19 protein-coding genes and 15 tRNA genes are annotated in these 19,959 nt (G+C 32.6%); all 34 read left to right on the top strand.

The features are described 5' to 3' along the window. The first annotated feature begins 11 nt into the window (after positions 1 to 11). Positions 12 to 1,211: a hypothetical protein gene (locus ACHAJD_RS06485; protein ID WP_435585046.1), complete on the top strand. Its 1,200-nt coding sequence runs from the start codon at positions 12 to 14 to the stop codon at positions 1,209 to 1,211. Further along, positions 1,208 to 2,389: a hypothetical protein gene (locus ACHAJD_RS06480; RefSeq protein WP_435585045.1), complete on the top strand. Its 1,182-nt coding sequence runs from the start codon at positions 1,208 to 1,210 to the stop codon at positions 2,387 to 2,389. The genes ACHAJD_RS06485 and ACHAJD_RS06480 overlap by 4 nt, the downstream gene beginning before the upstream one ends. Positions 2,390 to 2,498: 109 nt before the next feature. Then, positions 2,499 to 3,272 (top strand): ParA family protein, encoded by a 774-nt coding sequence (locus ACHAJD_RS06475; RefSeq protein ID WP_435585044.1) that lies wholly within the window; start codon positions 2,499 to 2,501, stop codon positions 3,270 to 3,272. Beyond that, positions 3,265 to 4,110: a ParB/RepB/Spo0J family partition protein gene (locus tag ACHAJD_RS06470; protein ID WP_435585043.1), complete on the top strand. Its 846-nt coding sequence runs from the start codon at positions 3,265 to 3,267 to the stop codon at positions 4,108 to 4,110. The genes ACHAJD_RS06475 and ACHAJD_RS06470 overlap by 8 nt, the downstream gene beginning before the upstream one ends. Positions 4,111 to 4,119: 9 nt before the next feature. Further along, a complete protein-coding gene (locus ACHAJD_RS06465; protein ID WP_435585042.1) occupies positions 4,120 to 4,326 on the top strand; it encodes a DUF951 domain-containing protein in 207 nt (68 codons plus the stop codon). Continuing rightward, positions 4,307 to 4,597 carry a nucleoside triphosphate pyrophosphohydrolase family protein gene (locus ACHAJD_RS06460; protein WP_435585041.1) on the top strand — a complete coding sequence of 97 codons (291 nt, stop codon included), beginning with the start codon at positions 4,307 to 4,309 and terminating at the stop codon, positions 4,595 to 4,597. Before ACHAJD_RS06465 ends, ACHAJD_RS06460 begins: the two co-directional genes overlap by 20 nt. A gap of 51 nt (positions 4,598 to 4,648) precedes the next feature. Further along, positions 4,649 to 4,732: transfer RNA gene (locus ACHAJD_RS06455), tRNA-Tyr, on the top strand. 5 nt (positions 4,733 to 4,737) lie between these two features. Next, positions 4,738 to 4,812, top strand: a tRNA-Gln gene (locus tag ACHAJD_RS06450). A gap of 129 nt (positions 4,813 to 4,941) precedes the next feature. After that, positions 4,942 to 5,018: transfer RNA gene (locus ACHAJD_RS06445), tRNA-Ile, on the top strand. Positions 5,019 to 5,022: 4 nt separating this feature from the next. Beyond that, positions 5,023 to 5,098, top strand: a tRNA-Ala gene (locus ACHAJD_RS06440). A gap of 9 nt (positions 5,099 to 5,107) precedes the next feature. Next, positions 5,108 to 5,183, top strand: a tRNA-Val gene (locus ACHAJD_RS06435). Positions 5,184 to 5,190: 7 nt separating this feature from the next. Next, positions 5,191 to 5,266, top strand: a tRNA-Thr gene (locus ACHAJD_RS06430). Between the two features lie 8 nt (positions 5,267 to 5,274). Then, positions 5,275 to 5,350 (top strand) — tRNA-Lys (locus ACHAJD_RS06425). A 3-nt stretch (positions 5,351 to 5,353) separates the two neighbouring features. Then, a tRNA-Leu gene (locus ACHAJD_RS06420) sits at positions 5,354 to 5,440 on the top strand. Between the two features lie 13 nt (positions 5,441 to 5,453). Beyond that, positions 5,454 to 5,529 (top strand) — tRNA-Ala (locus ACHAJD_RS06415). Between the two features lie 36 nt (positions 5,530 to 5,565). Next, a tRNA-Met gene (locus ACHAJD_RS06410) sits at positions 5,566 to 5,642 on the top strand. Positions 5,643 to 5,647: 5 nt separating this feature from the next. Further along, positions 5,648 to 5,724 (top strand) — tRNA-Ile (locus tag ACHAJD_RS06405). 17 nt (positions 5,725 to 5,741) lie between these two features. Further along, positions 5,742 to 5,834: transfer RNA gene (locus ACHAJD_RS06400), tRNA-Ser, on the top strand. Between the two features lie 48 nt (positions 5,835 to 5,882). Continuing rightward, positions 5,883 to 5,959: transfer RNA gene (locus ACHAJD_RS06395), tRNA-Met, on the top strand. A gap of 3 nt (positions 5,960 to 5,962) precedes the next feature. Next, positions 5,963 to 6,038, top strand: a tRNA-Asp gene (locus ACHAJD_RS06390). 8 nt (positions 6,039 to 6,046) lie between these two features. Beyond that, a tRNA-Phe gene (locus ACHAJD_RS06385) sits at positions 6,047 to 6,122 on the top strand. 123 nt (positions 6,123 to 6,245) lie between these two features. Next, positions 6,246 to 6,884, top strand: a complete 639-nt coding sequence (locus ACHAJD_RS06380; RefSeq protein ID WP_435585040.1) for a hypothetical protein — start codon at positions 6,246 to 6,248, stop codon at positions 6,882 to 6,884. A gap of 5 nt (positions 6,885 to 6,889) precedes the next feature. Further along, entirely contained in the window at positions 6,890 to 7,573 is a 684-nt protein-coding gene (gene surE, locus ACHAJD_RS06375) for a 5'/3'-nucleotidase SurE (protein WP_435585039.1), read from the top strand. 120 nt (positions 7,574 to 7,693) lie between these two features. Further along, on the top strand, positions 7,694 to 8,737 hold the full coding sequence (gene ord, locus ACHAJD_RS06370) for a 2,4-diaminopentanoate dehydrogenase (RefSeq protein WP_435585038.1): 1,044 nt from the start codon (positions 7,694 to 7,696) through the stop codon (positions 8,735 to 8,737). Positions 8,738 to 8,891: 154 nt separating this feature from the next. Continuing rightward, complete coding sequence (ortA, locus tag ACHAJD_RS06365; protein ID WP_435585037.1) at positions 8,892 to 9,200, top strand: 2-amino-4-oxopentanoate thiolase subunit OrtA; 309 nt, start codon at positions 8,892 to 8,894, stop codon at positions 9,198 to 9,200. After that, a complete protein-coding gene (gene ortB, locus ACHAJD_RS06360; protein ID WP_435585036.1) occupies positions 9,187 to 10,617 on the top strand; it encodes a 2-amino-4-oxopentanoate thiolase subunit OrtB in 1,431 nt (476 codons plus the stop codon). The genes ortA and ortB overlap by 14 nt, the downstream gene beginning before the upstream one ends. A 19-nt stretch (positions 10,618 to 10,636) precedes the next feature. After that, positions 10,637 to 10,999: an ornithine aminomutase subunit alpha gene (locus ACHAJD_RS06355; protein WP_435585035.1), complete on the top strand. Its 363-nt coding sequence runs from the start codon at positions 10,637 to 10,639 to the stop codon at positions 10,997 to 10,999. Further along, on the top strand, positions 10,992 to 13,208 hold the full coding sequence (gene oraE, locus ACHAJD_RS06350; protein ID WP_435585034.1) for a D-ornithine 4,5-aminomutase subunit OraE: 2,217 nt from the start codon (positions 10,992 to 10,994) through the stop codon (positions 13,206 to 13,208). Before ACHAJD_RS06355 ends, oraE begins: the two co-directional genes overlap by 8 nt. Continuing rightward, the gene (locus tag ACHAJD_RS06345; protein WP_435585033.1) at positions 13,198 to 14,553 is read left to right on the top strand and encodes a glutamate mutase L; all 1,356 of its coding nucleotides are present in this window, start codon (positions 13,198 to 13,200) and stop codon (positions 14,551 to 14,553) included. The genes oraE and ACHAJD_RS06345 overlap by 11 nt, the downstream gene beginning before the upstream one ends. A gap of 13 nt (positions 14,554 to 14,566) precedes the next feature. Beyond that, positions 14,567 to 15,628: an ornithine racemase Orr gene (gene orr / locus ACHAJD_RS06340; protein ID WP_435585032.1), complete on the top strand. Its 1,062-nt coding sequence runs from the start codon at positions 14,567 to 14,569 to the stop codon at positions 15,626 to 15,628. Between the two features lie 21 nt (positions 15,629 to 15,649). After that, a complete protein-coding gene (gene alr, locus ACHAJD_RS06335) occupies positions 15,650 to 16,759 on the top strand; it encodes an alanine racemase (RefSeq protein ID WP_435585031.1) in 1,110 nt (369 codons plus the stop codon). Continuing rightward, complete coding sequence (gene arcA, locus ACHAJD_RS06330) at positions 16,737 to 17,954, top strand: arginine deiminase (protein ID WP_435585030.1); 1,218 nt, start codon at positions 16,737 to 16,739, stop codon at positions 17,952 to 17,954. Before alr ends, arcA begins: the two co-directional genes overlap by 23 nt. 9 nt (positions 17,955 to 17,963) lie before the next feature. Continuing rightward, positions 17,964 to 18,983, top strand: coding sequence for an ornithine carbamoyltransferase (argF, locus tag ACHAJD_RS06325; RefSeq protein WP_435585029.1), 1,020 nt, complete (start codon positions 17,964 to 17,966; stop codon positions 18,981 to 18,983). Next, positions 18,976 to 19,893 (top strand): carbamate kinase, encoded by a 918-nt coding sequence (gene arcC / locus ACHAJD_RS06320; RefSeq protein ID WP_435585028.1) that lies wholly within the window; start codon positions 18,976 to 18,978, stop codon positions 19,891 to 19,893. Before argF ends, arcC begins: the two co-directional genes overlap by 8 nt. Positions 19,894 to 19,959 lie beyond the last annotated feature (66 nt).

The raw sequence follows: 19,959 nt of genomic DNA, 5'->3' as shown, positions 1-19,959 counted from the left end.
GGGGTGATTGTATGGAATTTTTTCCGTATAGGAGTTTAGACAAAACAAATTCAAATATCGAAGTCCATAAAGAAGAACTTGAACTGAAATATTTAAAACGCAAAACACTATTTGTGAATATCATTTTACTTGGCTTAGTTGCGCCAATTATGCTTACTCTTTTTTACTCTGATATTGGGACATATACGATGATAGTTTATGGACTTTTTTTCATTGCATTATTTGGGGTAAATTTTGCTTTTTATGCTTATGAAGATTACTTTAACAGTTTAAAATTAGCAATGTATATAACTACGCTATCTATCTATATGATTGCAGTGACACTAATAGTTGAAATTCAATCTCCTAGTGTGTTTACTTTTTTGTTTTTAGCATATGCCGTGGTTTCTGTATATCAAGATAAAAAAGCAGCATTAATAAACAATATATCACTATTTTTTCTTGGTATCATAATTGTTTGGAGATATCCAAACATATTTAGGTCAGAAAGCACAAATATTCAGGTTATTTACATTTATATATTCTTAGCTGTGTTTGTTGCTTTACTTTCTATTTCGTCATTTATTTTAATTAATAGAAAAAATTTCTTATACAATAAACTCGCTCAAATTAAAGAAGCAGAGATTAGAATGCTAGGACTTATACAAGATTTAAAAGTAACTTATTTACCTCAATCATTAAATGCTAATGATTATTACCAACAGGTTAAATCCTTCTCAAATGAGTTAACTAAGAAAATAGACATTGAGAACATTTTTTTAGAACGTCTTCAAATTATACAGAAGTTGGGAAAAACACCTGAACACGAAATATTAAAGCTATATCCTGATTATGATGCTGACGATATCGATGAGTTAAAACAGTTAAAACTTGATCTACATAGCAAAATCCATTATCTTTTGTTTAAGTCAAGTCAAGCAATTAACGCTGGAAGTGATGAAAAAATATCAAGTGATAACATGTTTAAAACTCTAAACAATCTTACCGATTCTAGATACACAAAAATCATTACATTTGCTGTATTTTACACATTATTAAAAGTTGACAAACAATTTTTAAAGGCTTTAGATGATGATATGATTCAGTATTTGTTCAAAAACAGTGAATTTTTATATACTATCAATCCAGATATTCTAAATATCTATCAAGGAAATTCAGAAGTTTTTGATAAGATTGTTCAGGACGCTTTCAATAAGAAGGTGAAACTATGAAAAATTTAATTAGTAGCATTAAAAGTTCAGAATTTTTATCACCAAGTGAACTATTAAAATTGAAAGTCTCCTTAGTTTTATTCTTTATGTTTATATTCGGAGCTTTAACAGTACCCATTTCTATCTTTGAAGAGTTCGCCATTGGGTTTGTTATATTAGTTCCAGTAAGTTTTATTTTTATGTTTATATTAAGTATTGTAATGTTAACGACAAATAAAGTTCGCATATCCATGCACCTTAGTATATATACCTTTATTGGATTAACTGTTTACTATATTGCAGGAACAAACCAACTGTATGGGTATTTATTATTTTTCATTACACTTATAATCATTATTTTCTACCAAGATATGCTTACATATTTATTTTATGGTGGAGCGATTACTATCTATGGAATATATTACGTAGGAACGCATGGAGTCAGTTTACAAGAAAGTATTGCCGTAGACTTATTTATTTCTAATATTATTTATCAAAGTACCTTAATCGGCTTTTACTTAATATTTCTAGTTCATTTTGTGTTATCGGATAGTATGAACGAAAAATTAAACAATAGATATTTACAAATCGATGGAAGTATTAAGAACTTAAGAGAAATTGCTATGAAATATAGTAATGAAATAGACGATAGGAATAATATAGATCCAATTTATGATAATTATTCATTTCAACAGGCCGTTAGTGAACTATCAATATTTATGAATGAGTTTTTTGAACATGATGGAAATGCAATATCTGAAGCGGTTGAGTTTTATTTTTACTTACACCATCTGAATATTGAAGACATAGAAAATAAAAATTCAAACTCAGTTGTAAAAAAATATACGTCTGAGTTTAGAAAATATTTGCTTAATTCTAATTCGCAAATGATTGGATTACTTTTTGATTTTATTTGCCAATTTAAGTCCGGAACAGATGAAAAAACTAAGAGATATGAGTTTCAAATTAATAATTTATTATCAAACCGTACAAATAAAGTGATATTGTTGGTATACATTTATAAGTTTTTAAAAACAGAAAAATCTCAGAAAGATAAGTGGGGAAGATTAGAAAGATATCTTTCACATGAAGAAATAGTGGAGATAATCGAATCGAAAAAGTTTAGAGAGTTTATATCTTATGAAGATGTAACATTTTTCCTAAGTAATCAGGATTTATTCGAGAATTCAATTAAGTAAAACTTATCCACATTTTTTGTGGATAAGTTCTTCTTTTATAGTGTCGAATTATTAGTGATTATATGGTAAAATTATTCTTATCCTAAAGTGTTAGCAATAGAGGTGTATGATGGGGAAAATAATAGCTATAAGTAATCAAAAGGGTGGCGTTGGAAAAACAACAACTAGCGTTAATTTAGCGAGTTCACTTTCTTATTTAGGTAAGAAAGTTTTATTAGTGGATATTGACCACCAAGCAAATGCAACTACGTATATGGGGGTTAATAGGGCAAACTTAGAATATACCGTAGCTGATTTATTTACTAACGGTATTGATATTAACAAAATTATTCAAAAGGTTCATAGTGTTAATGTTGATATTCTGCCTGCAAGATTTGAACTTACAAACATTGAAAGTAAACTACTAAACCATGATGACAAAGAATTTATTTTATCTAATGCCTTAAATAAAATAAAAGACAATTATGACTTTATATTAATAGATTGTCCGCCATCTCTTGGAATTATTACAATTAATGCCTTAATGGCTTCTGATGCGGTTTTAATACCTGTTCAGTGTGAATTTTTAGCTATGGATGGATTAACACAATTATTGAATACAATAAGAATTATACAAAACAAGCAAAAACATAATAATAAAACATTAACTATTGAAGGTGTCTTACTTACAATGCTAGATACTAGAAGTAATATTGGCTATGAAGTCATTAATGAAGTAAAAACATATTTCAAAGAAAAGGTATTTAAGACAATCATACCTAGAAATGTTAAATGCTCCGTAGCTCCTAGTTATGGATTACCAGTCACAGAGTTTTCACCAAGGTCTAAAGGGTCAATTAGCTATCAAAATTTAGCGAAAGAGATGGTGGCCAACATTGAATAAAGATATTTTAGGAAGAAATATAGAAGATTTAATCGAAGAAAATAAACTACAAATTAAAGATAATGAAGAAATAATCGACATCAATATAACAGATATTAAACCAAATCCAAATCAACCACGTGTTAATTTTGATAGCACCGCATTAAAACAACTAGCTGATTCAATTAAGGAACATGGAGTTATTCAACCAGTTATTCTAAAACCATATAATAATGGTTTTATTCTAGTTGCAGGAGAAAGAAGAGTTAGAGCCTCTATTATTGCAGGCAAAAAAACAGTTCCAGCAATTATCAGGGATTATAATTCAATCTACCTAACAGAATTATCCATACTAGAAAATCTTCAAAGGGAAGATCTAACACCTATTGAAGAGGCTATTGCATTTGAAAGAGCGATAAAAAATTTAGGACTTACTCAAGCTGAACTAGGGAAGAAAATTGGTAAAAGTAGATCTTATGTAACCAATATGATTGGATTATTAAATTTACCCATTACCATTATAGAAGATGTGAACAAAGGTTTAATTAGCATGGCTCATGCGAGAGTACTAAGTAAACTTGAAGATATTGAGTTTATAGACTATTTGGCTAATAAAATAAAAAAAGAACAAATTACAGTTAGAAAATTAGAGGAATTGGTACGCAAGAAAAAAAACAAAGTTAAGAATAATAAACGAACTGTTGATAGCGATATAAAAGAAATGCATGAAGTTGCTACAACACACTTTCAATCACAGTTTGGAGCTAACACCAAAGTACAGTTAACTAATAATTCGATTAAAATTAAGTTTAAAGATTCTAATCATCTTAAGGAAATTATAAACAAGATGAAAGGATGATGAACAAGAATGGAAAGTAAAGATATTAAAATTGGCGATAAAGTTGTTATGAAAAAGGGTCATCCTTGTGGATTTAATGAATGGATTGTTGTAAGATATGGTGCTGATGTAAAACTGGAATGTATAAACTGCAAGAGAATCGTTATGCTTGATAGAGTAAAGTTTATAAGAAATGTTAAAAAGGTGATTGTTCTCAATGAAGAGAAACATAAATGAAATTGCTGATATGATTATAGAGTATCGCAATAGTCAAGGATGGCAAGTAAACGATACTCCGAATGCATTATCAAAGTCTATATTAATCGAAGCTATAGAGTTGCTGATCAATTTTAAAGATGATTGTAAAAATGTACATATAGAAAATGTTAAAGAGGAACTAGCCGATATTCTAATGTATACATTAACAATGTCTTCAGATTTGAACATTAATATAAAAAATGAAATATTGCGTAGTTTAGCCAAAAAGTACAATATCAAAATGGAGTAAATATCACTTGCTTTTTTAAATTAATTAGTATAAAATGTTAATTGCGTGTCCGGAGGGGTAGCGAAGTGGTTAAACGCGGCAGACTGTAAATCTGTTCCTTAGGGTTCGGCGGTTCAAATCCGTCCCCCTCCACCATTCTTTGGGCTATGGCCAAGAGGTTAAGGCATCGGACTTTGACTCCGACATCGGTGGTTCGAATCCACCTAGCCCAGCCACATTATTTGTTTTAAATCATTATATTTTTCCCCAAAAATAGAAAATGGAAAAAAACAATGTAATGTGTTGACAACTCACTTTAAAAATAGTAGAATATTACACGCACTTAACAAACAAAAATGGTATGGGGGCCTGTAGCTCAGGTGGTTAGAGCGCACGCCTGATAAGCGTGAGGTCGATGGTTCGAGTCCATTCAGGCCCACCATTTTGGGGCCTTAGCTCAGCTGGGAGAGCGCCTGCTTTGCACGCAGGAGGTCAGCGGTTCGATCCCGCTAGGCTCCACCAAACAAACCCGGAGGATTAGCTCAGTTGGGAGAGCACCTGCCTTACAAGCAGGGGGTCAGTGGTTCGAGCCCGCTATCCTCCACCATTTTAACGCCGGAATAGCTCAGCTGGTAGAGCAACTGACTTGTAATCAGTAGGTCACGGGTTCGACTCCTGTTTCCGGCACCATTATACACGTCCCGCTAGCTCAGTTGGTAGAGCATCTGACTTTTAATCAGAGGGTCAGAGGTTCGAATCCTCTGCGGGACACCATATGCCTGGGTGGTGGAATTGGTAGACACGTTGGACTTAAAATCCAATGGTAGCAATACCGTGCCGGTTCGAGTCCGGCCCTAGGTACCATGTATAATGTTGTGGGGCCTTAGCTCAGCTGGGAGAGCGCCTGCCTTGCACGCAGGAGGTCAGCGGTTCGATCCCGCTAGGCTCCACCATATTTTAAACGTATTATAATCGCTTATTGGCAGTATGGCGGTGTAGCTCAGTTGGCTAGAGCATTCGGTTCATACCCGAAGGGTCGGGGGTTCGAATCCCTTCGCCGCTACCAAGTATGGACCCGTAGCTCAGTTGGTTAGAGCTCCCGGCTCATAACCGGTTGGTCGCAGGTTCGAGTCCTGCCGGGTCCACCATTAAGCAAAAATTATTCGGAGGAATACCCAAGTCTGGCTGAAGGGATCGGTCTTGAAAACCGACAGGGTGTGAAAGCGCCGCGGGGGTTCGAATCCCTCTTCCTCCGCCATTGACATTTTATTTACTACTTGTTATAATTACTGAGCAACAAATATATCGCGGGGTGGAGCAGTCTGGTAGCTCGTCGGGCTCATAACCCGAAGGTCGTTGGTTCAAATCCTTCCCCCGCAACCAAATGGTCCCGTGGTGTAGCGGTTAACATGCCTGACTGTCACTCAGGAGATCGCGAGTTCGAGTCTCGTCGGGACCGCCATTTTTTTAGGCTCGGTAGCTCAGTTGGTAGAGCAACGGACTGAAAATCCGTGTGTCGGCGGTTCGATTCCGCCCTGAGCCACCATCATCGCTTTAATTAGCCATTATGTGGCTTTTTTTTATTTAATTTATTTTTTATTGATTTTCAATATCACAAAGCAGTAAATCACTTAACTTATGTGTATTATAATATTTGAGGAGTGATTTTATGTTAAAAAATAATTCAATGCTATATTTTGCTTGTCCTAAAGACTTCATGATTTATTACGAAGATTTAAATATTTACGGGATTTGGAAAATTCAATCAGGGAATTTGAACGAGCGAGGTTCTTTTATTAAAGACAAATCATATGTTAATTTATTAAAAAAGCAATTCTCAGAAAAGAAACTTTTCAGAAGAAATGTATCAATAGCAGAAATAGTTTCATGGTTAGACAGTTATATAATAAATAAAAGAATTTTTATTAATTTAAGAGAGTTACTAAATAACGATGAAAAGTTTAATAGACTTGAAATATTTAGTGAGTATAAAATCGAGTTTTCTAAAGATAGAAGAGTTGATTACATTTTTAAGTTTCAAGATAAAATATTGTTACTCGAATATAGATTATCAGATCATTTTCCTAATATGTCGAATTTGTGGCAAAAAAAAGAATTAGAGCTTATAATATATAAAGAATTGATGAGTAACTACCTCAAGGATATGTATCAAATTTATTTATATGCATTTATTGCAATGCCTGAATATGAAAGTGGAAAAATCATACCAAAGCATGTTAAATATAATAACGACAATATTAAGTACTTTTGTGAATATATAAAAAAATATCTATTTGATGAAGGATGATAAAAGTGAATATTTTATTGGTTAATGATGATGGAATTAATTCCGAGAGATTAAAATTTGCAGAGAAGGTGTTATCAAAATTTGCAAATGTTATTACAATTGCTCCAAAAGAAGAACAGTCAGGAAAAAGTGTTTCAATTACTATTAAAGGAATAAAATTTGATATGATAGATGATAAACACTACGCAGTTGATGGTACTCCAGCCGATTGCGTTACATTCGGATTGTATGGATTAAAAATAAAACCAGATTTAGTGGTTTCTGGTATAAATAAAGGATATAATATCGGAATTGATACAATTTATTCTGGTACAGTTGGAGCAGCTTTACAAGCCAATTATCACGGATTTAAAGCAGTTGCTTTTTCAGCAGATTATAAGGGAACGAAAAATATGGAAAGATATTTTGAAAGAACATTTAGATATATATTAGAAAATCAATTGCTGAGCGAAAACTATATACTTAATGTTAATTTTCCAAGAGAAAAATATGATGAAGATAAAGGAATTTTAAAAACTCAATTATATTATGTGAAAATGCTATTAGACGGAGAGATTAATGGTAATACTTTTACACACACAAGAAATATAATACCTCAACATATCCCTGAAAATACTGATGTTTTTGCCTTGCGCAATGGTATTACCTCGATATCAAAAATAACATTGAACGAAAAAAATTGGGACTGATATATTAAAAAAGTAACCAGATATATTAAGGTTACTTTTTTAATTTAAAGATTCTTCACAATGTAAGGGCTTTTATGTTATTATTTACGTGGATATAAAAACATTAAATTGGAGGAAATCATGGAAAACATTAAAGTAGTCATTTGGGGTTATGGAGCAATGGGGAAAGGTATTGCTGATATGTTATTAAATAAAAAAGGTGTTGAAATTGTTGGAGTATGTGATCTTAACACTAATTATGTAGGTAAAGATTTTAAGACTTTTTTAGATGTAGATTATAATCATAAGCCTGTAATAATTAGTAATGATATGGACTTTATCATAAATAATAATAAGATTGATATTGCAATATTAGCAACAGACTCATTTACCAACAAAGCCTTTCCAAAAATTAAAAAAATAGTAGAGGCTGGTATTAATGTAATTAGCACAGCTGAAGAAATGGCATATCCATATGCTTCTGAAGCAGAACTATCAAAAGAAATGAATGAACTAGCTATTAAAAATAATGTGACTATATTAGGAACAGGGATTAATCCTGGATTTGTCATGGATTTATTAGTTATTGCTCTAACTGGTGTTATGTCGGAGGTGCAACACATAGAAGCTCGAAGAGTAAACAGTTTAAGTCCATTTGGACCAACAGTTATGGAAGAACAAGGCGTAGGAATAACTCAAAAAGAGTTTAAAGATCGTAGCGCAGATAATTCTTTAGCTGGTCATGTAGGCTTTAAAGAGAGTGTTTATATGATTGCCGATGCGATTGGCATTAAACTAGATAAATTTGAGCAACAAATGAAACCAATAGTTTCTAGTGTCTATAGAAAAAGTAAGTATGCAGAGGTTAAACCTAATAACTTAGCAGGAATAGATATGACAGCACAAGGATATGTTGGAAACTCTGTATTTATAGACATGAAACATCCTCAACAAATTGAACCAGAATTAGAAGGAACTCATACAGGTGATTATGTTACAATCAAAGGAAATCCCAATGTAAATTTATCAATCAATCCAGAAATTGATGGCGGAATAGGAACAATTGCAATGTGTGTGAATATGATTCCACAAGTAATTAATTCTGTACCAGGTTTAAAAACCATGATTGACCTACCAATACCAAGAGCCATTTTGGGAGATATGAGAGATTTAATCGTTAGATAAACAAGCGCTTACAGTAAAGAGAGAGTTTTACAATACTCTCTCTTTTTTACAAGTACTAATTTAGTTTATTAGGTGTACAATGTAAGGGTTTTTATGATATTATAATTACGTGTGAAAAGGATGCGTTTTTTTATATAGGAAAGGTTGATTTATTATGTTAATTGATAAAGGAAAATATGTACGTTTAAGAAAACATGTTTTACTACCTGATGATCGAGCAGCAAATATACCTGATGATACAAAGAAAGTACCTCTAAAAATGTGGATTAAAGGAAACCTAACTCATGAGGCTGAGCTATTTGAAGAAGCTGAAATAAAAACAACAACTGGTAGAATCGTAAAAGGCGAACTAAAAGAAGTAGAACCTAAATATAAGCATTCGTATGGTGATTTTATTGAGGAAATTTATACCATGAAAAATATTATCTTATCAGAAATGTGGGGTAATAATGATGAGTTTTAATGTCGATGATATATTAAATAGAAAAAATGAAATTATATATAAATCTGTTGGAATTGATTACAACATGTTCGAGAATAAAGGAATAGGTTTTGATTACGAAAAATTAATGGATTATTCAGGCTTTACCTTAGAACAAGTAAAAGAAATTCAAAATAATTCAATGGTTGGTAACACACCATTACTAGAACTAAAGAATTTAACTACTTATGCACGAAAGTTTTCTAAACCTGGATTTGGTGCAAGAATATTTGTGAAAGATGAAGCTTCTAATTTAAGTGGTTCTTTTAAAGCAAGAAGAGCAGCTATGAGTATATATCAAGCAAAAAAACTAGGTTATAAAGGCGTTATAGCTGCAACAAGCGGTAACTATGGAGCTGCAATAGCAGCTTTGGCTGCCAAAAACGGATTGAAATGTATTATAGTACAAGAATGTTTTGATTCAAATAACAAGGCACAACCAGAAATACTTGAGAAAGCAAGAGCATGTGAAGCGTTTGGTGCAGAGGTAGTCCAATTAAGTGTTGGACCAGAACTGTTTTATATGTTTTTACATTTACTAGATACAACTGGATATTTTAATGCATCTTTATATTCACCTTATGGGATTATGGGAATAGAAACATTAGGTGTAGAAATTGCTCAACAGTGTCAAGAAAGAATAGGGAAGTATCCTGAAGTTGTTATATGTACTAATGCTGGTGGTGGTAACTTAACCGGAACTGCTAGAGGATTAATAAAAGCAGGAGCTGTAAATACTGAAATCATTGCAGCTAGTGTTAATCTAGAAGGTTTACATATGGCTAGTGATAACGATTTTAATAAAAAATCTTTTACAACTGGTCATACAGGGTTCGGTGTTCCTTTTACTGTATTCCCTGATCGCAGTGATGTACCTAGAAGTGCAGCTAGGCCACTAAGATATATGGATAAATATTTTACAGTTAATCAAGGAAGTGTTTTTTTCATAACCGAGGCATTAGCAATTTTAGAAGGCTTAGAGCGAGGTCCTGCTGGTAATACAAGTTTAGCTGTGGCTTTTAAACTAGCTCAAACAATGAAACAAGATGAAGTTATTATTGTACAAGAAACTGAGTATACTGGAGCAGGAAAACATCATCAACCACAATTATCTTTTGCTAAGAAAAATGGTGTAGAACTTTTGTTTGGGAAACCTAATGAAGAAATTCCAGGTAAAAACATAATTTTCCCATCATCTGCAATGGATATTTCAATTAAAGAAATAGAGTTAAAACAGTTAAGAAAATCATATGTTAAACGAATTATGAAAGATTATGAAAAAGAAAATAAAAAACCATTTAACCTTAAGGATTTAGTTGAAGATGAAGTTCGATTTCTATTGGATGAACTCAATATAAACAAATCTGAGTTAGATAAGTTAACTAAAGAAATAGATTAGAATATTTGGAGGTATGATTATGAAAGAAAGAAATGATGACTATTTAACTAGAAGAAAACATTTAGAAGGTATGACAGATTCAGAATTAAAGAAGTACTTTTACGAACTTTCAGATAAGCTTGTAGATCCATTACTTGAGCTTAGTTATACACATACAACAAAATCTATTGAAAGAAGTATTCTTTTAAGAATGGGATTTTCTAGTATTGAAGCGAAAGAGATAGCTGATAAGCTTAATGAATATAATTTACTTAGAAAAGGCGCAGGTCATTGTGTGTATAAAATCGCCACAAAGAAAAATATGACTATAAGAGAAGCTGGAATTTCCATTATTAAAGAGGACACAATTGACTTCTTACAGGAGGTTTTTAACAATGGATAATAAGTTAGTACCTAATGAAAAGCTAAATATACATAATATTCTGAAAGATTTAGATAAATATCAAACTAAGAAACGTAGTTGGGTATGGAGAGATGTAAAAGATATTAAGTTAAGAGGATTTACGTATAAACAAGCAAGTCCAATTTTGAAAAACTATGTGCCTTTACCAAGTGCGGCGGCATTAGATAATATAGACCCACAACCAGATTGTGTTATTACAACTGAAATAGCTTCTGGTCGATTTGAAGATGATATTAGAAGAATGAGAATGGCTGCGTACCATGGTGCTGATCATATAATGGTTATTAGAACTGCAGGGCAATCTCATTTTGATGGACTACTAGAAGGAACACCACAAGGTGTAGGTGGAATTCCGGTCACCAGAAAACAAGTTAGAGCGCAAAGAAGAGCGTTGGATTTGATTGAAGAAGAAGTAGGAAGACCAATAAATTATCATTCTTATGTATCAGGCGTTGCCGGACCGGAAATAGCAGTTTTATTTGCTGAAGAAGGTGTTAATGGAGCCCATCAAGATCCACAATATAATGTTTTATATAGAAATATAAATATGGTTAGAAGCTTTATTGATGCAGCAGAAAGTAAAAAAGTATTGGCATACGCTGGTATTGCCCAAATTGATGGCGCACACAACGCTAATGCAACTGCTAGAGATGCTTGGAAAGTCATGCCAGAACTATTAGTTCAGCATGCGATAAATTCAGTATTTAGTGAAAAAGTTGGAATACTTCCTGAAAATATTTGTTTATCTACTGTGCCACCTGCAGCTTCACCCACACCAGATTTAAAGCTTAATTTACCATATGCAGTAGCACTTAGAGAGTTTTTTGATCGATATAAAATGCGTGCACAAATGAACACAAAATATATGGATTCTTCAACACGTGAAGCGACTGTAACGCATGTGTTAAACTTACTAATCTCCAGATTAACTTCGGCAGATATACAAAGTACTATAACACCAGATGAAGGTCGAAATGTACCTTGGCATATCTATAATATAGAGGCTTTAGATACCGCAAAACAAGCTTTAGTAGGTATGGATGATTTGTTGAGCATGGTTACAATTAAATCAGATGGATATTTGTATGATAAGAAACGCGAAATCCAAGAACGCGCTGTTTTAATGTTGGAAGAAATCATCGAAATGGGTGGTTATTTTAAAGCGGTTGAAGCCGGAATGTTCGTAGATAGCGGTGAATATCCACAAAGAAATGGTGATGGCATCGCGCGTGAAATTGAAGGTGGAGTCGGAAATGCTAGCGTCGTAAAAAGAGATAAAGATTATATGGCTCCAGTTACAGCCCATTATGGTTATAATAATATTGAACAGTACGGAAAAGAATTTGTTGATAATCCATCACTTTTAATTGAGGGATGTACTTTAGAAAAACCCGAAAAAATTGTATTTATAGATGAGTTAGATGAAACAGATAATGTTTATTTGCGTTTAGAAGAAACTGAAAAATATAGAAACACTAATTTATTAAAACCTGAAGTAGAATGGTTGGGTGATGGTGTTGTTACTTTGGATTTATTCTTCCCAACATCTATTAAAATTGCAGCTGAAGCAGCTCTTGAAACTGCAAGACGTATGAACTTAAAAGATGTTGAAGTTATCCACAAAGAAGTTTTACACCCCTCAGAAGGCACAAGGGTTCAAGTTAAAGGTAAAGTCGACTTTGATATTAATATTGATGAGTTAACAATTCCTAAAGACGCTGAAACAATCAGTGAAGAAGATATTATTCAATATGTTAAAAAGTACCCACTTAGAGTAATTGCAGGTACTGGAGGAAGCGACGAGCATAGTGTCGGAATTCGCGAAGTTCTAGATATTAAACATGGTGGCGTAGAAAAGTTCGGAATCAAATATACTTATCTTGGAACTAGTGTACCTATAGAAAAATTTGTTGATGCAGCCATTGAAATGGATGCTCAATGTATTATGATGTCTACGATTATTTCTCACGATGATGTACATTACAAAAACATGGAAAAACTACATAATTATGCCATAGAAAAAGGCGTACGTGATAAATTAATTTTGATTGCTGGTGGAACCCAAGTAACTCCTGAAATTGCGCGTAAAAATAAAATGGATGAAGGATTTGGAAGAGGTACAAAAGGGATTCATATCGCAAGTTTAATCGTGAACAAGCATAAGGCGATGATACATAGTGAGGATTGATTGTTTAGTTGCAGAAATTGGGAGCACAACAACCGTTGTAAATGCATTTAACTTTGCTGGAAAAACAAAATTCATCGGTAAAGGTGTTGCAAACACTACAGTAAATACCGATGTACGTGAAGGATTAATAGAAGCTATTAATGAATTAAAACGATTTTTGAACGTTTCTGAATTATCATACGATGAAATGTTTGCCGCATCAAGTGCAGCGGGAGGACTTAGAGTAACAGTCTCGGGACTTGTTTATGAAATGACTGTTAGAGCTGCAAAGGAAGCTGCATTAAATGCAGGCGCAAACATTCATCTTGTTTCAGCAGGTATCATCGAAGAGGATGACCTTAATCAAATTATAGATATTAAACCTAATATGATTATTGTTGCTGGTGGGACAGATTTTGGTGAAAAAGAAACTGCATTTGAGAACGTAAAAAAAGTTGCAAATTTAAACTTAAATGTGCCAATTATTTATGCAGGTAATGTCGCAAACCATCATAAAATAATAGAATTCTTCAAAACATCTACACAAGAAGGATTTTTAAAAATAGTTGAAAATGTTTATCCAAGAGTAGATTTTTTAAATATCTTACCATTACGTAAAGTAATCTATCAAACATTTGAAGAACACATCATACACGCTAAAGGTATGGAACATATAAAAGATATGGTAAATGGCTCTATTATGCCAACACCAGGATCAGTTATGGAGACATCAATGTTATTGTATGATACCATTGGTAGCTTGATGACGATTGATGTAGGTGGCGCAACCACTGATATTCATTCCGTGGCAATCCCTAGTGATGAGTATATTAAATATTCAGAAGGCGAGGCCAAAGAAAAAAGAACAGTTGAAGGTGACTTAGGCGTGTTTATTAATCATAAACATGTTATTAACTTTATCGAAAAAGAACGTCTAATTAAAAAACTAGATATAAATGAAGAAACATTTAGTGAACTACTTAAAAATTACAGTTACCTTCCAAAAACAAAACTCGAGAGATCTTTCGTATATGAACTAACAAGAACATGTGTTTTCAAAGCATTGGATAGACATGCAGGGGACTTGAAAAAGGTATATACAACCAATGGTCAAAAGATGATTCCAGAAGGAAAAGATTTATCACAAGTCAAAACGATTATTCTTACTGGAGGACCACTAATTTATCTTGATAATACGGAACAAATTATTAAAGATTATATTAGACAAAATCCCCATAAATTACTACCTAAAGAAAATGTAAAGATATTAAAGGACACACTTTACATTATGTCTAGTATTGGTGTTTTATCATTAAAGCACTCTGAAATTAGTCTAGAGTTGTTAAAGCAGTCATTAAAATTTTAAGAGGAGGTTTGGCATGTATCCTAAATTGATAATCAACTTAAAAAAATATAAAGAAAATGTTGATTACATACACTCATTATGCAATCAACATGGTATTACTGTAATGGCAGTTACAAAAGTTTTTTGTGCTGATAATGAACTAGTGAACATACTAAATCACTCGAAAATCGAATACATTGCAGACTCTCGAATTGAAAATTTAAGACGCATCAGATCAACAAAGCCAAAAGTATTATTAAGAATACCGTCACTTCATGAAATCGAAGAAGTAGTTAACTTATCAGACATCTCACTAAACTCTGAGATTGTTACTATAAGGCATTTAAATGAAGTGGCAAAAAAGCTTGAAAAAACACATTCCATCATTTTAATGATTGATATAGGTGATTTAAGGGAAGGTCTTTTTTATAAGGAAAATATTCATAGTTTTATTGAACAAATTATGGAGCTAAGTCATATTAACCTTAAAGGAATAGGAACTAACTTATCTTGTTTTGGTGGCATTATACCAGAAGATCACACACTAAAAAAACTTGTACAAGTAGTTGAGACTATTAAAGAAAAATTTAACATTAATCCTGAAATTGTTTCAGGAGGAAATTCTTCTCATTTACATTTACTACTTAATAATGAGAAAATCCCATATGTAAACAATTTAAGACTAGGTGAATCATTAATTTTAGGTAGAGAAACTGCCTATGGTGAAAATATTGAGCACACGTTTCAAGACGTAATAATCCTTGAAGCAGATTTAATAGAAGTTAAGTTAAAACCATCAATACCAGAAGGAACCATAGGAATGAACGCCTTCGGTAAAATCCCAACATTTGATGATTTGGGACTCATGAAAAGAGGCATTTTAGCTTTAGGAAAACAAGATGTTGATTTTCATGAATTGATTCCAGTTGATCAAAAAGTAAGACTTATTGGAAGTAGTAGTGATCATATTATAGTAGATCTTACCCATACAGATTATGATTATAAAGTTGGAGACATATTAAAATTCGAGTTAACTTATGGTAGTTTATTAGGTTTAATGACTTCTAAATACGTAAAAAAGGATTATATAAAGTAAAAAGATTGGTTAGGTGAAATTATGGCTGCTTATCGTCCAACTATTGCAAATATACATCTTGATCATATCACTCATAATATTGATGTGATACAAAAAATCATAAAAAATAAATCTATTATTCCTGTGGTTAAGGCAAATGCTTATGGACACGGAGCTATACCGGTTGTGGATTATTTAATTAAGCACGGGTTTAAATATTTTGCTGTAAGTTTACTAGAAGAAGCGCTTGAACTTAGAGAAAAATTTACAAAAATTGATATATTAGTGATGGGTGTAATAGACGGGACTGTTTTAAAAGTCTGTTCAGATAATAACATTACAATCACTATTAGTGATGAATTTCTAGCTAACGAAGTATTAAGAACAGATTATCCTTTAAAATGCCATATAAAATTTGATTCTGGTATGAATCGATTAGGATTTAAATCAAATAAAGTAGTATTAGATTTGATTAATCAATTATCTAGTAAAAGTAATATTAACTTAGAAGGTTTATATACACATTTTGCTACCTCGGATTCAGATGAATCCTATTATCTCTTTCAATTAAGCAACTTTAAAGCACTTTTACAAGATATTACCTATAAGTTTCCAATGCTTCACGTATCAAATTCATCTTCAGCAATTAAATATGAAAAAGATATTACAGAAACTACTCACGTAAGGTTAGGTATTTCATTATACGGATTAACATTGGAAAAAGACATACACTTTCTAAAACCGGCGTTAGTCTTAAAAACACAGGTAGTTCAAATAAAACCGCTCAATAAAAATGAATATCTTGGATATGGTATTACTTATCAAGCATCTAAAAATGAATTAATTGGTATATTACCAATTGGTTATGCGGATGGATTTATTAGAAAAAATCAAAATGGATTTGTACAAATCCATGACAAAACTTATAAAATTATTGGAAGAATTTGCATGGATCAAACATTTATTCTTATTGATGAAACAATTAAACTTAACGATGAAGTCTTGGTTATGGGGTCGAAACTTGTTACTATAGATGATGTAGCTAAACGTTTAGATACTATTAGCTATGAAATTATATGTACTATAACTAATCGCGTGCCAAGAATATATATGGAAAAGGAGAACTTGTATGAAACCGAATGTTTATTCTGAAATAGGTAAACTTAAAACAGTTTTACTACATCGGCCGGGAAAAGAACTAGAAAACTTAACCCCAACTATTCTTGAGAAATTACTTTTTGATGACATCCCATATCTCAAAGTAGCTCAGGAAGAACATGATGCTTTTGCTGAAACATTAAGAAACGAAGGTGTTGAAGTCTTATATATCACCGAGATGGTAAAAGAAGCATTAGAGGCAAACCCAGAAATAATTGATGAGTTTATCAGACAATTTATAGACGAAGCACAGGTAAAGTCCAAATCAGTTAAGGAAAGCATATTCAAATTCTTAAAAGCTTTACCACCACTACAAATGGTTGAAAAGATGATTGCTGGAATTAGAACACACGACTTTAAAGCCAATAAACCAACATCTATTATGGATATGTTAGAAGATGAATATCCATTCTTTACTGATCCTATGCCTAACATATTATTTCAGCGTGATCCATTTGCAACCATAGGCAAAGGCGTTTCTATTCATAAAATGTATACCGACACAAGAAGAAGAGAAACTATATTCTCTGAGTATATGTTTAATTATCATCCACGCTTTAAAGATGAAAATATTCCGAAATATTATAAACGTGATAATCGTTACAATATTGAAGGTGGAGATATCCTTATATTAAACAAAGAGACTTTAGCAATTGGAATATCAAAAAGAACCGATCCAAGAGCAATCCAACATTTAGCTGAAACATTATTTGAAACAGGCGAATCATTTAAAACAATTCTCGCATTCAACATTCCAAAAACACGAGCGTTTATGCACTTAGATACTGTGTTTACTCAAGTTGACTACGGAGTGTTTGCTATCCATCCGGGTATTATGAAAGTATTAACCATATTTGAAGTAACCAAAAATAAAGATGGTGTTCATGTTACTAAAGTCGTAACTACATTAGAAGCGATTTTGGAAAAACACCTAAACCGAAAAATAGAATTAATCCACTGCGGTGGTAGTGATATTGTACATAGTGAACGTGAACAATGGAATGATGGTGCTAATACATTAACTGTTGAACCGGGTAAAGTGATTGTTTATTCCAGAAATCATATTACAAACGAATTATTTAAGCAAAAAGGTATAAAGGTACTAGAAATCCCATCAAGTGAACTATCAAGAGGTCGTGGTGGCCCAAGATGTATGAGTATGCCAATTTTCCGAGAGGATTTAAAATAGGAGGACATAATGAACTTAAAAGGAAAAAATTTTATTACATTATTAGACTTTACCCCTGAAGAGATTACACATTTAATTAATTTATCAGAAAGATTAAAAAAAGAGAAAAAAGAGGGGAAGGCTCACCGTTTTTTAGAGAGCAAAAACATTGTATTACTGTTTCAAAAAGACTCTACAAGAACACGATGTGCTTTTGAAGTTAGCGCACTCGATTTAGGTATGGGTGTTACATATTTGGGTCCTGCAGGATCGCAAATGGGTAAAAAAGAATCAATTAAGGATACTGCTAGAGTGTTAGGACGCATGTATGATGGAATTGAGTTCCGTGGATACTTACATTCTGACGTTGAACAACTTGCTGAATATTCAGGTGTGCCGGTTTGGAATGGACTAACTGATATGTATCATCCAACTCAAATATTAGCAGATTTTTTAACTGTTAAGGAAGAGTTTGGCAAACTAAAAGGTATTAAGTTTACCTACGTTGGGGATGCTAGAAATAATATGGGAAATAGTTTGATGATTGGTAGTGCAAAATTAGGACTGCACTTTACTGGGGTTGCCCCTAGAGAGTTATGGCCTGAACAAGAACTCATTAATCATTGTAAAGAAATTGCTAAAGAAACCGGTGCAACAATTAATTTTACAGAAGACCCTATGATCGGAACCAAAGATGTTGATGTTGTTTATACCGATGTATGGGTATCGATGGGAGAACCTAAAGATGTATGGCATTCTCGCATTAAACAATTATCTGATTATCAAGTAGATAGCGCCATGATCGCAAATGCAAGCAAAAACGCAATTTTCATGCATTGTTTACCTGCGTTCCACGGGGTGGACACTGAAGTAGGTCTACAGATTTCAAATGAGTTCCAAGATGAATATCCACGTGTAAAAAATGGTGAAATGGAAGTTACAGATGAAGTAATAGAGTCAAAACAAAGTCGAGTATTTGTTGAAGCAGAAAATCGTATGCACACAATTAAGGCTGTAATGCTTGCGACAATGTGTGATACATATGAGTAGGTATGTTGTCTCCTTAGGTGGTAACGCCTTAGGTAACAATGCCGATGAACAAAAATCCTTATTAAAAAATGTAGCGAAACCAATAGTTCAACTTATTAAAGAAGGTCATGAAGTTGTTATTGTTCATGGAAACGGTCCTCAAGTGGGAATGATTAATTTAGCATTTAACGAGTCTAAATCTACACCCGACATGCCTTTTCCAGAATGCGGGGCAATGAGTCAAGGCTATATTGGTTTTCATTTACAAAATGCTATTCATAACGAGTTAGTAAAGCAATCCATCAAAAAAAACATTGCTGCTTTGATTACACAAGTATTAGTTGATGAAAACGACCCACTCTTCCTAAACCCTTCAAAACCAATTGGTGCGTTTTATTCTAAAGAAGAAGCGGATGCAATTACTAACACAGAAGGTTATGTCATGAAAGAAGACTCAGGAAGAGGATTTCGCAGAGTAGTCCCTTCTCCACTTCCAGTAGACGTAATAGAAAAAGAAATGATACAATCATTACTAAAAGACCAACATGTAGTTATATGCTCTGGTGGTGGTGGCATTCCGGTTATTGAAAAAAATTATGAGTTAGTCGGAATTGCTGCTGTTATTGATAAGGATTATGCAAGTGCAAAAATAGCTGAACTAATCAATGCAGATTACTTAGTAATATTAACGGCTGTTGATTATGTCTTTGTTAATTTCAATAAACCAAATCAAAAAGCATTAGGAAAAATAACCATTAATGAGTTAACACCATACTTACATACTGATGAATTCGCTAAAGGAAGTATGTTTCCTAAAGTTCAAGCATGTCTTAAATTTCTAGAAAACAACAATAAAACAGCTATAATATCTTCAATTGAAAATGCTGTTGAGGCATTTCGTTTGAACTCTGGGACAATCATTACACACTAATTTTTCGAACAAACTAAACACGCTAATAAATTTGGCGTTAAAAAACACTTTCTTACTATATTCTTA

Origin of the sequence: Liberiplasma polymorphum (genome assembly GCF_043951795.1) — a bacterium.
GTDB classification, from domain to species: Bacteria; Bacillota_I; Bacilli_A; order Izemoplasmatales; family Izemoplasmataceae; genus Liberiplasma; species Liberiplasma polymorphum.
The sequence above is the reverse complement of the archived record's forward strand: the minus strand, read 5'-3'. Positions and strand labels throughout refer to the sequence as shown.

Coding starts and splice junctions, on each gene's coding strand:
- argF (WP_435585029.1), top strand. CDS start 17,964: ATGAACTTAAAAGGAAAAAATTTTATTACATTATTAGACTTTACCCCT.
- arcA (WP_435585030.1), top strand. CDS start 16,737: ATGAAACCGAATGTTTATTCTGAAATAGGTAAACTTAAAACAGTTTTA.
- ACHAJD_RS06480 (WP_435585045.1), top strand. CDS start 1,208: ATGAAAAATTTAATTAGTAGCATTAAAAGTTCAGAATTTTTATCACCA.
- ACHAJD_RS06475 (WP_435585044.1), top strand. CDS start 2,499: ATGGGGAAAATAATAGCTATAAGTAATCAAAAGGGTGGCGTTGGAAAA.
- alr (WP_435585031.1), top strand. CDS start 15,650: ATGGCTGCTTATCGTCCAACTATTGCAAATATACATCTTGATCATATC.
- ord (WP_435585038.1), top strand. CDS start 7,694: ATGGAAAACATTAAAGTAGTCATTTGGGGTTATGGAGCAATGGGGAAA.
- orr (WP_435585032.1), top strand. CDS start 14,567: ATGTATCCTAAATTGATAATCAACTTAAAAAAATATAAAGAAAATGTT.
- ACHAJD_RS06380 (WP_435585040.1), top strand. CDS start 6,246: ATGTTAAAAAATAATTCAATGCTATATTTTGCTTGTCCTAAAGACTTC.
- arcC (WP_435585028.1), top strand. CDS start 18,976: ATGAGTAGGTATGTTGTCTCCTTAGGTGGTAACGCCTTAGGTAACAAT.
- ACHAJD_RS06465 (WP_435585042.1), top strand. CDS start 4,120: ATGGAAAGTAAAGATATTAAAATTGGCGATAAAGTTGTTATGAAAAAG.
- oraE (WP_435585034.1), top strand. CDS start 10,992: ATGGATAATAAGTTAGTACCTAATGAAAAGCTAAATATACATAATATT.
- ACHAJD_RS06355 (WP_435585035.1), top strand. CDS start 10,637: ATGAAAGAAAGAAATGATGACTATTTAACTAGAAGAAAACATTTAGAA.
- ortA (WP_435585037.1), top strand. CDS start 8,892: ATGTTAATTGATAAAGGAAAATATGTACGTTTAAGAAAACATGTTTTA.
- ACHAJD_RS06460 (WP_435585041.1), top strand. CDS start 4,307: ATGAAGAGAAACATAAATGAAATTGCTGATATGATTATAGAGTATCGC.
- ACHAJD_RS06485 (WP_435585046.1), top strand. CDS start 12: ATGGAATTTTTTCCGTATAGGAGTTTAGACAAAACAAATTCAAATATC.
- ortB (WP_435585036.1), top strand. CDS start 9,187: ATGATGAGTTTTAATGTCGATGATATATTAAATAGAAAAAATGAAATT.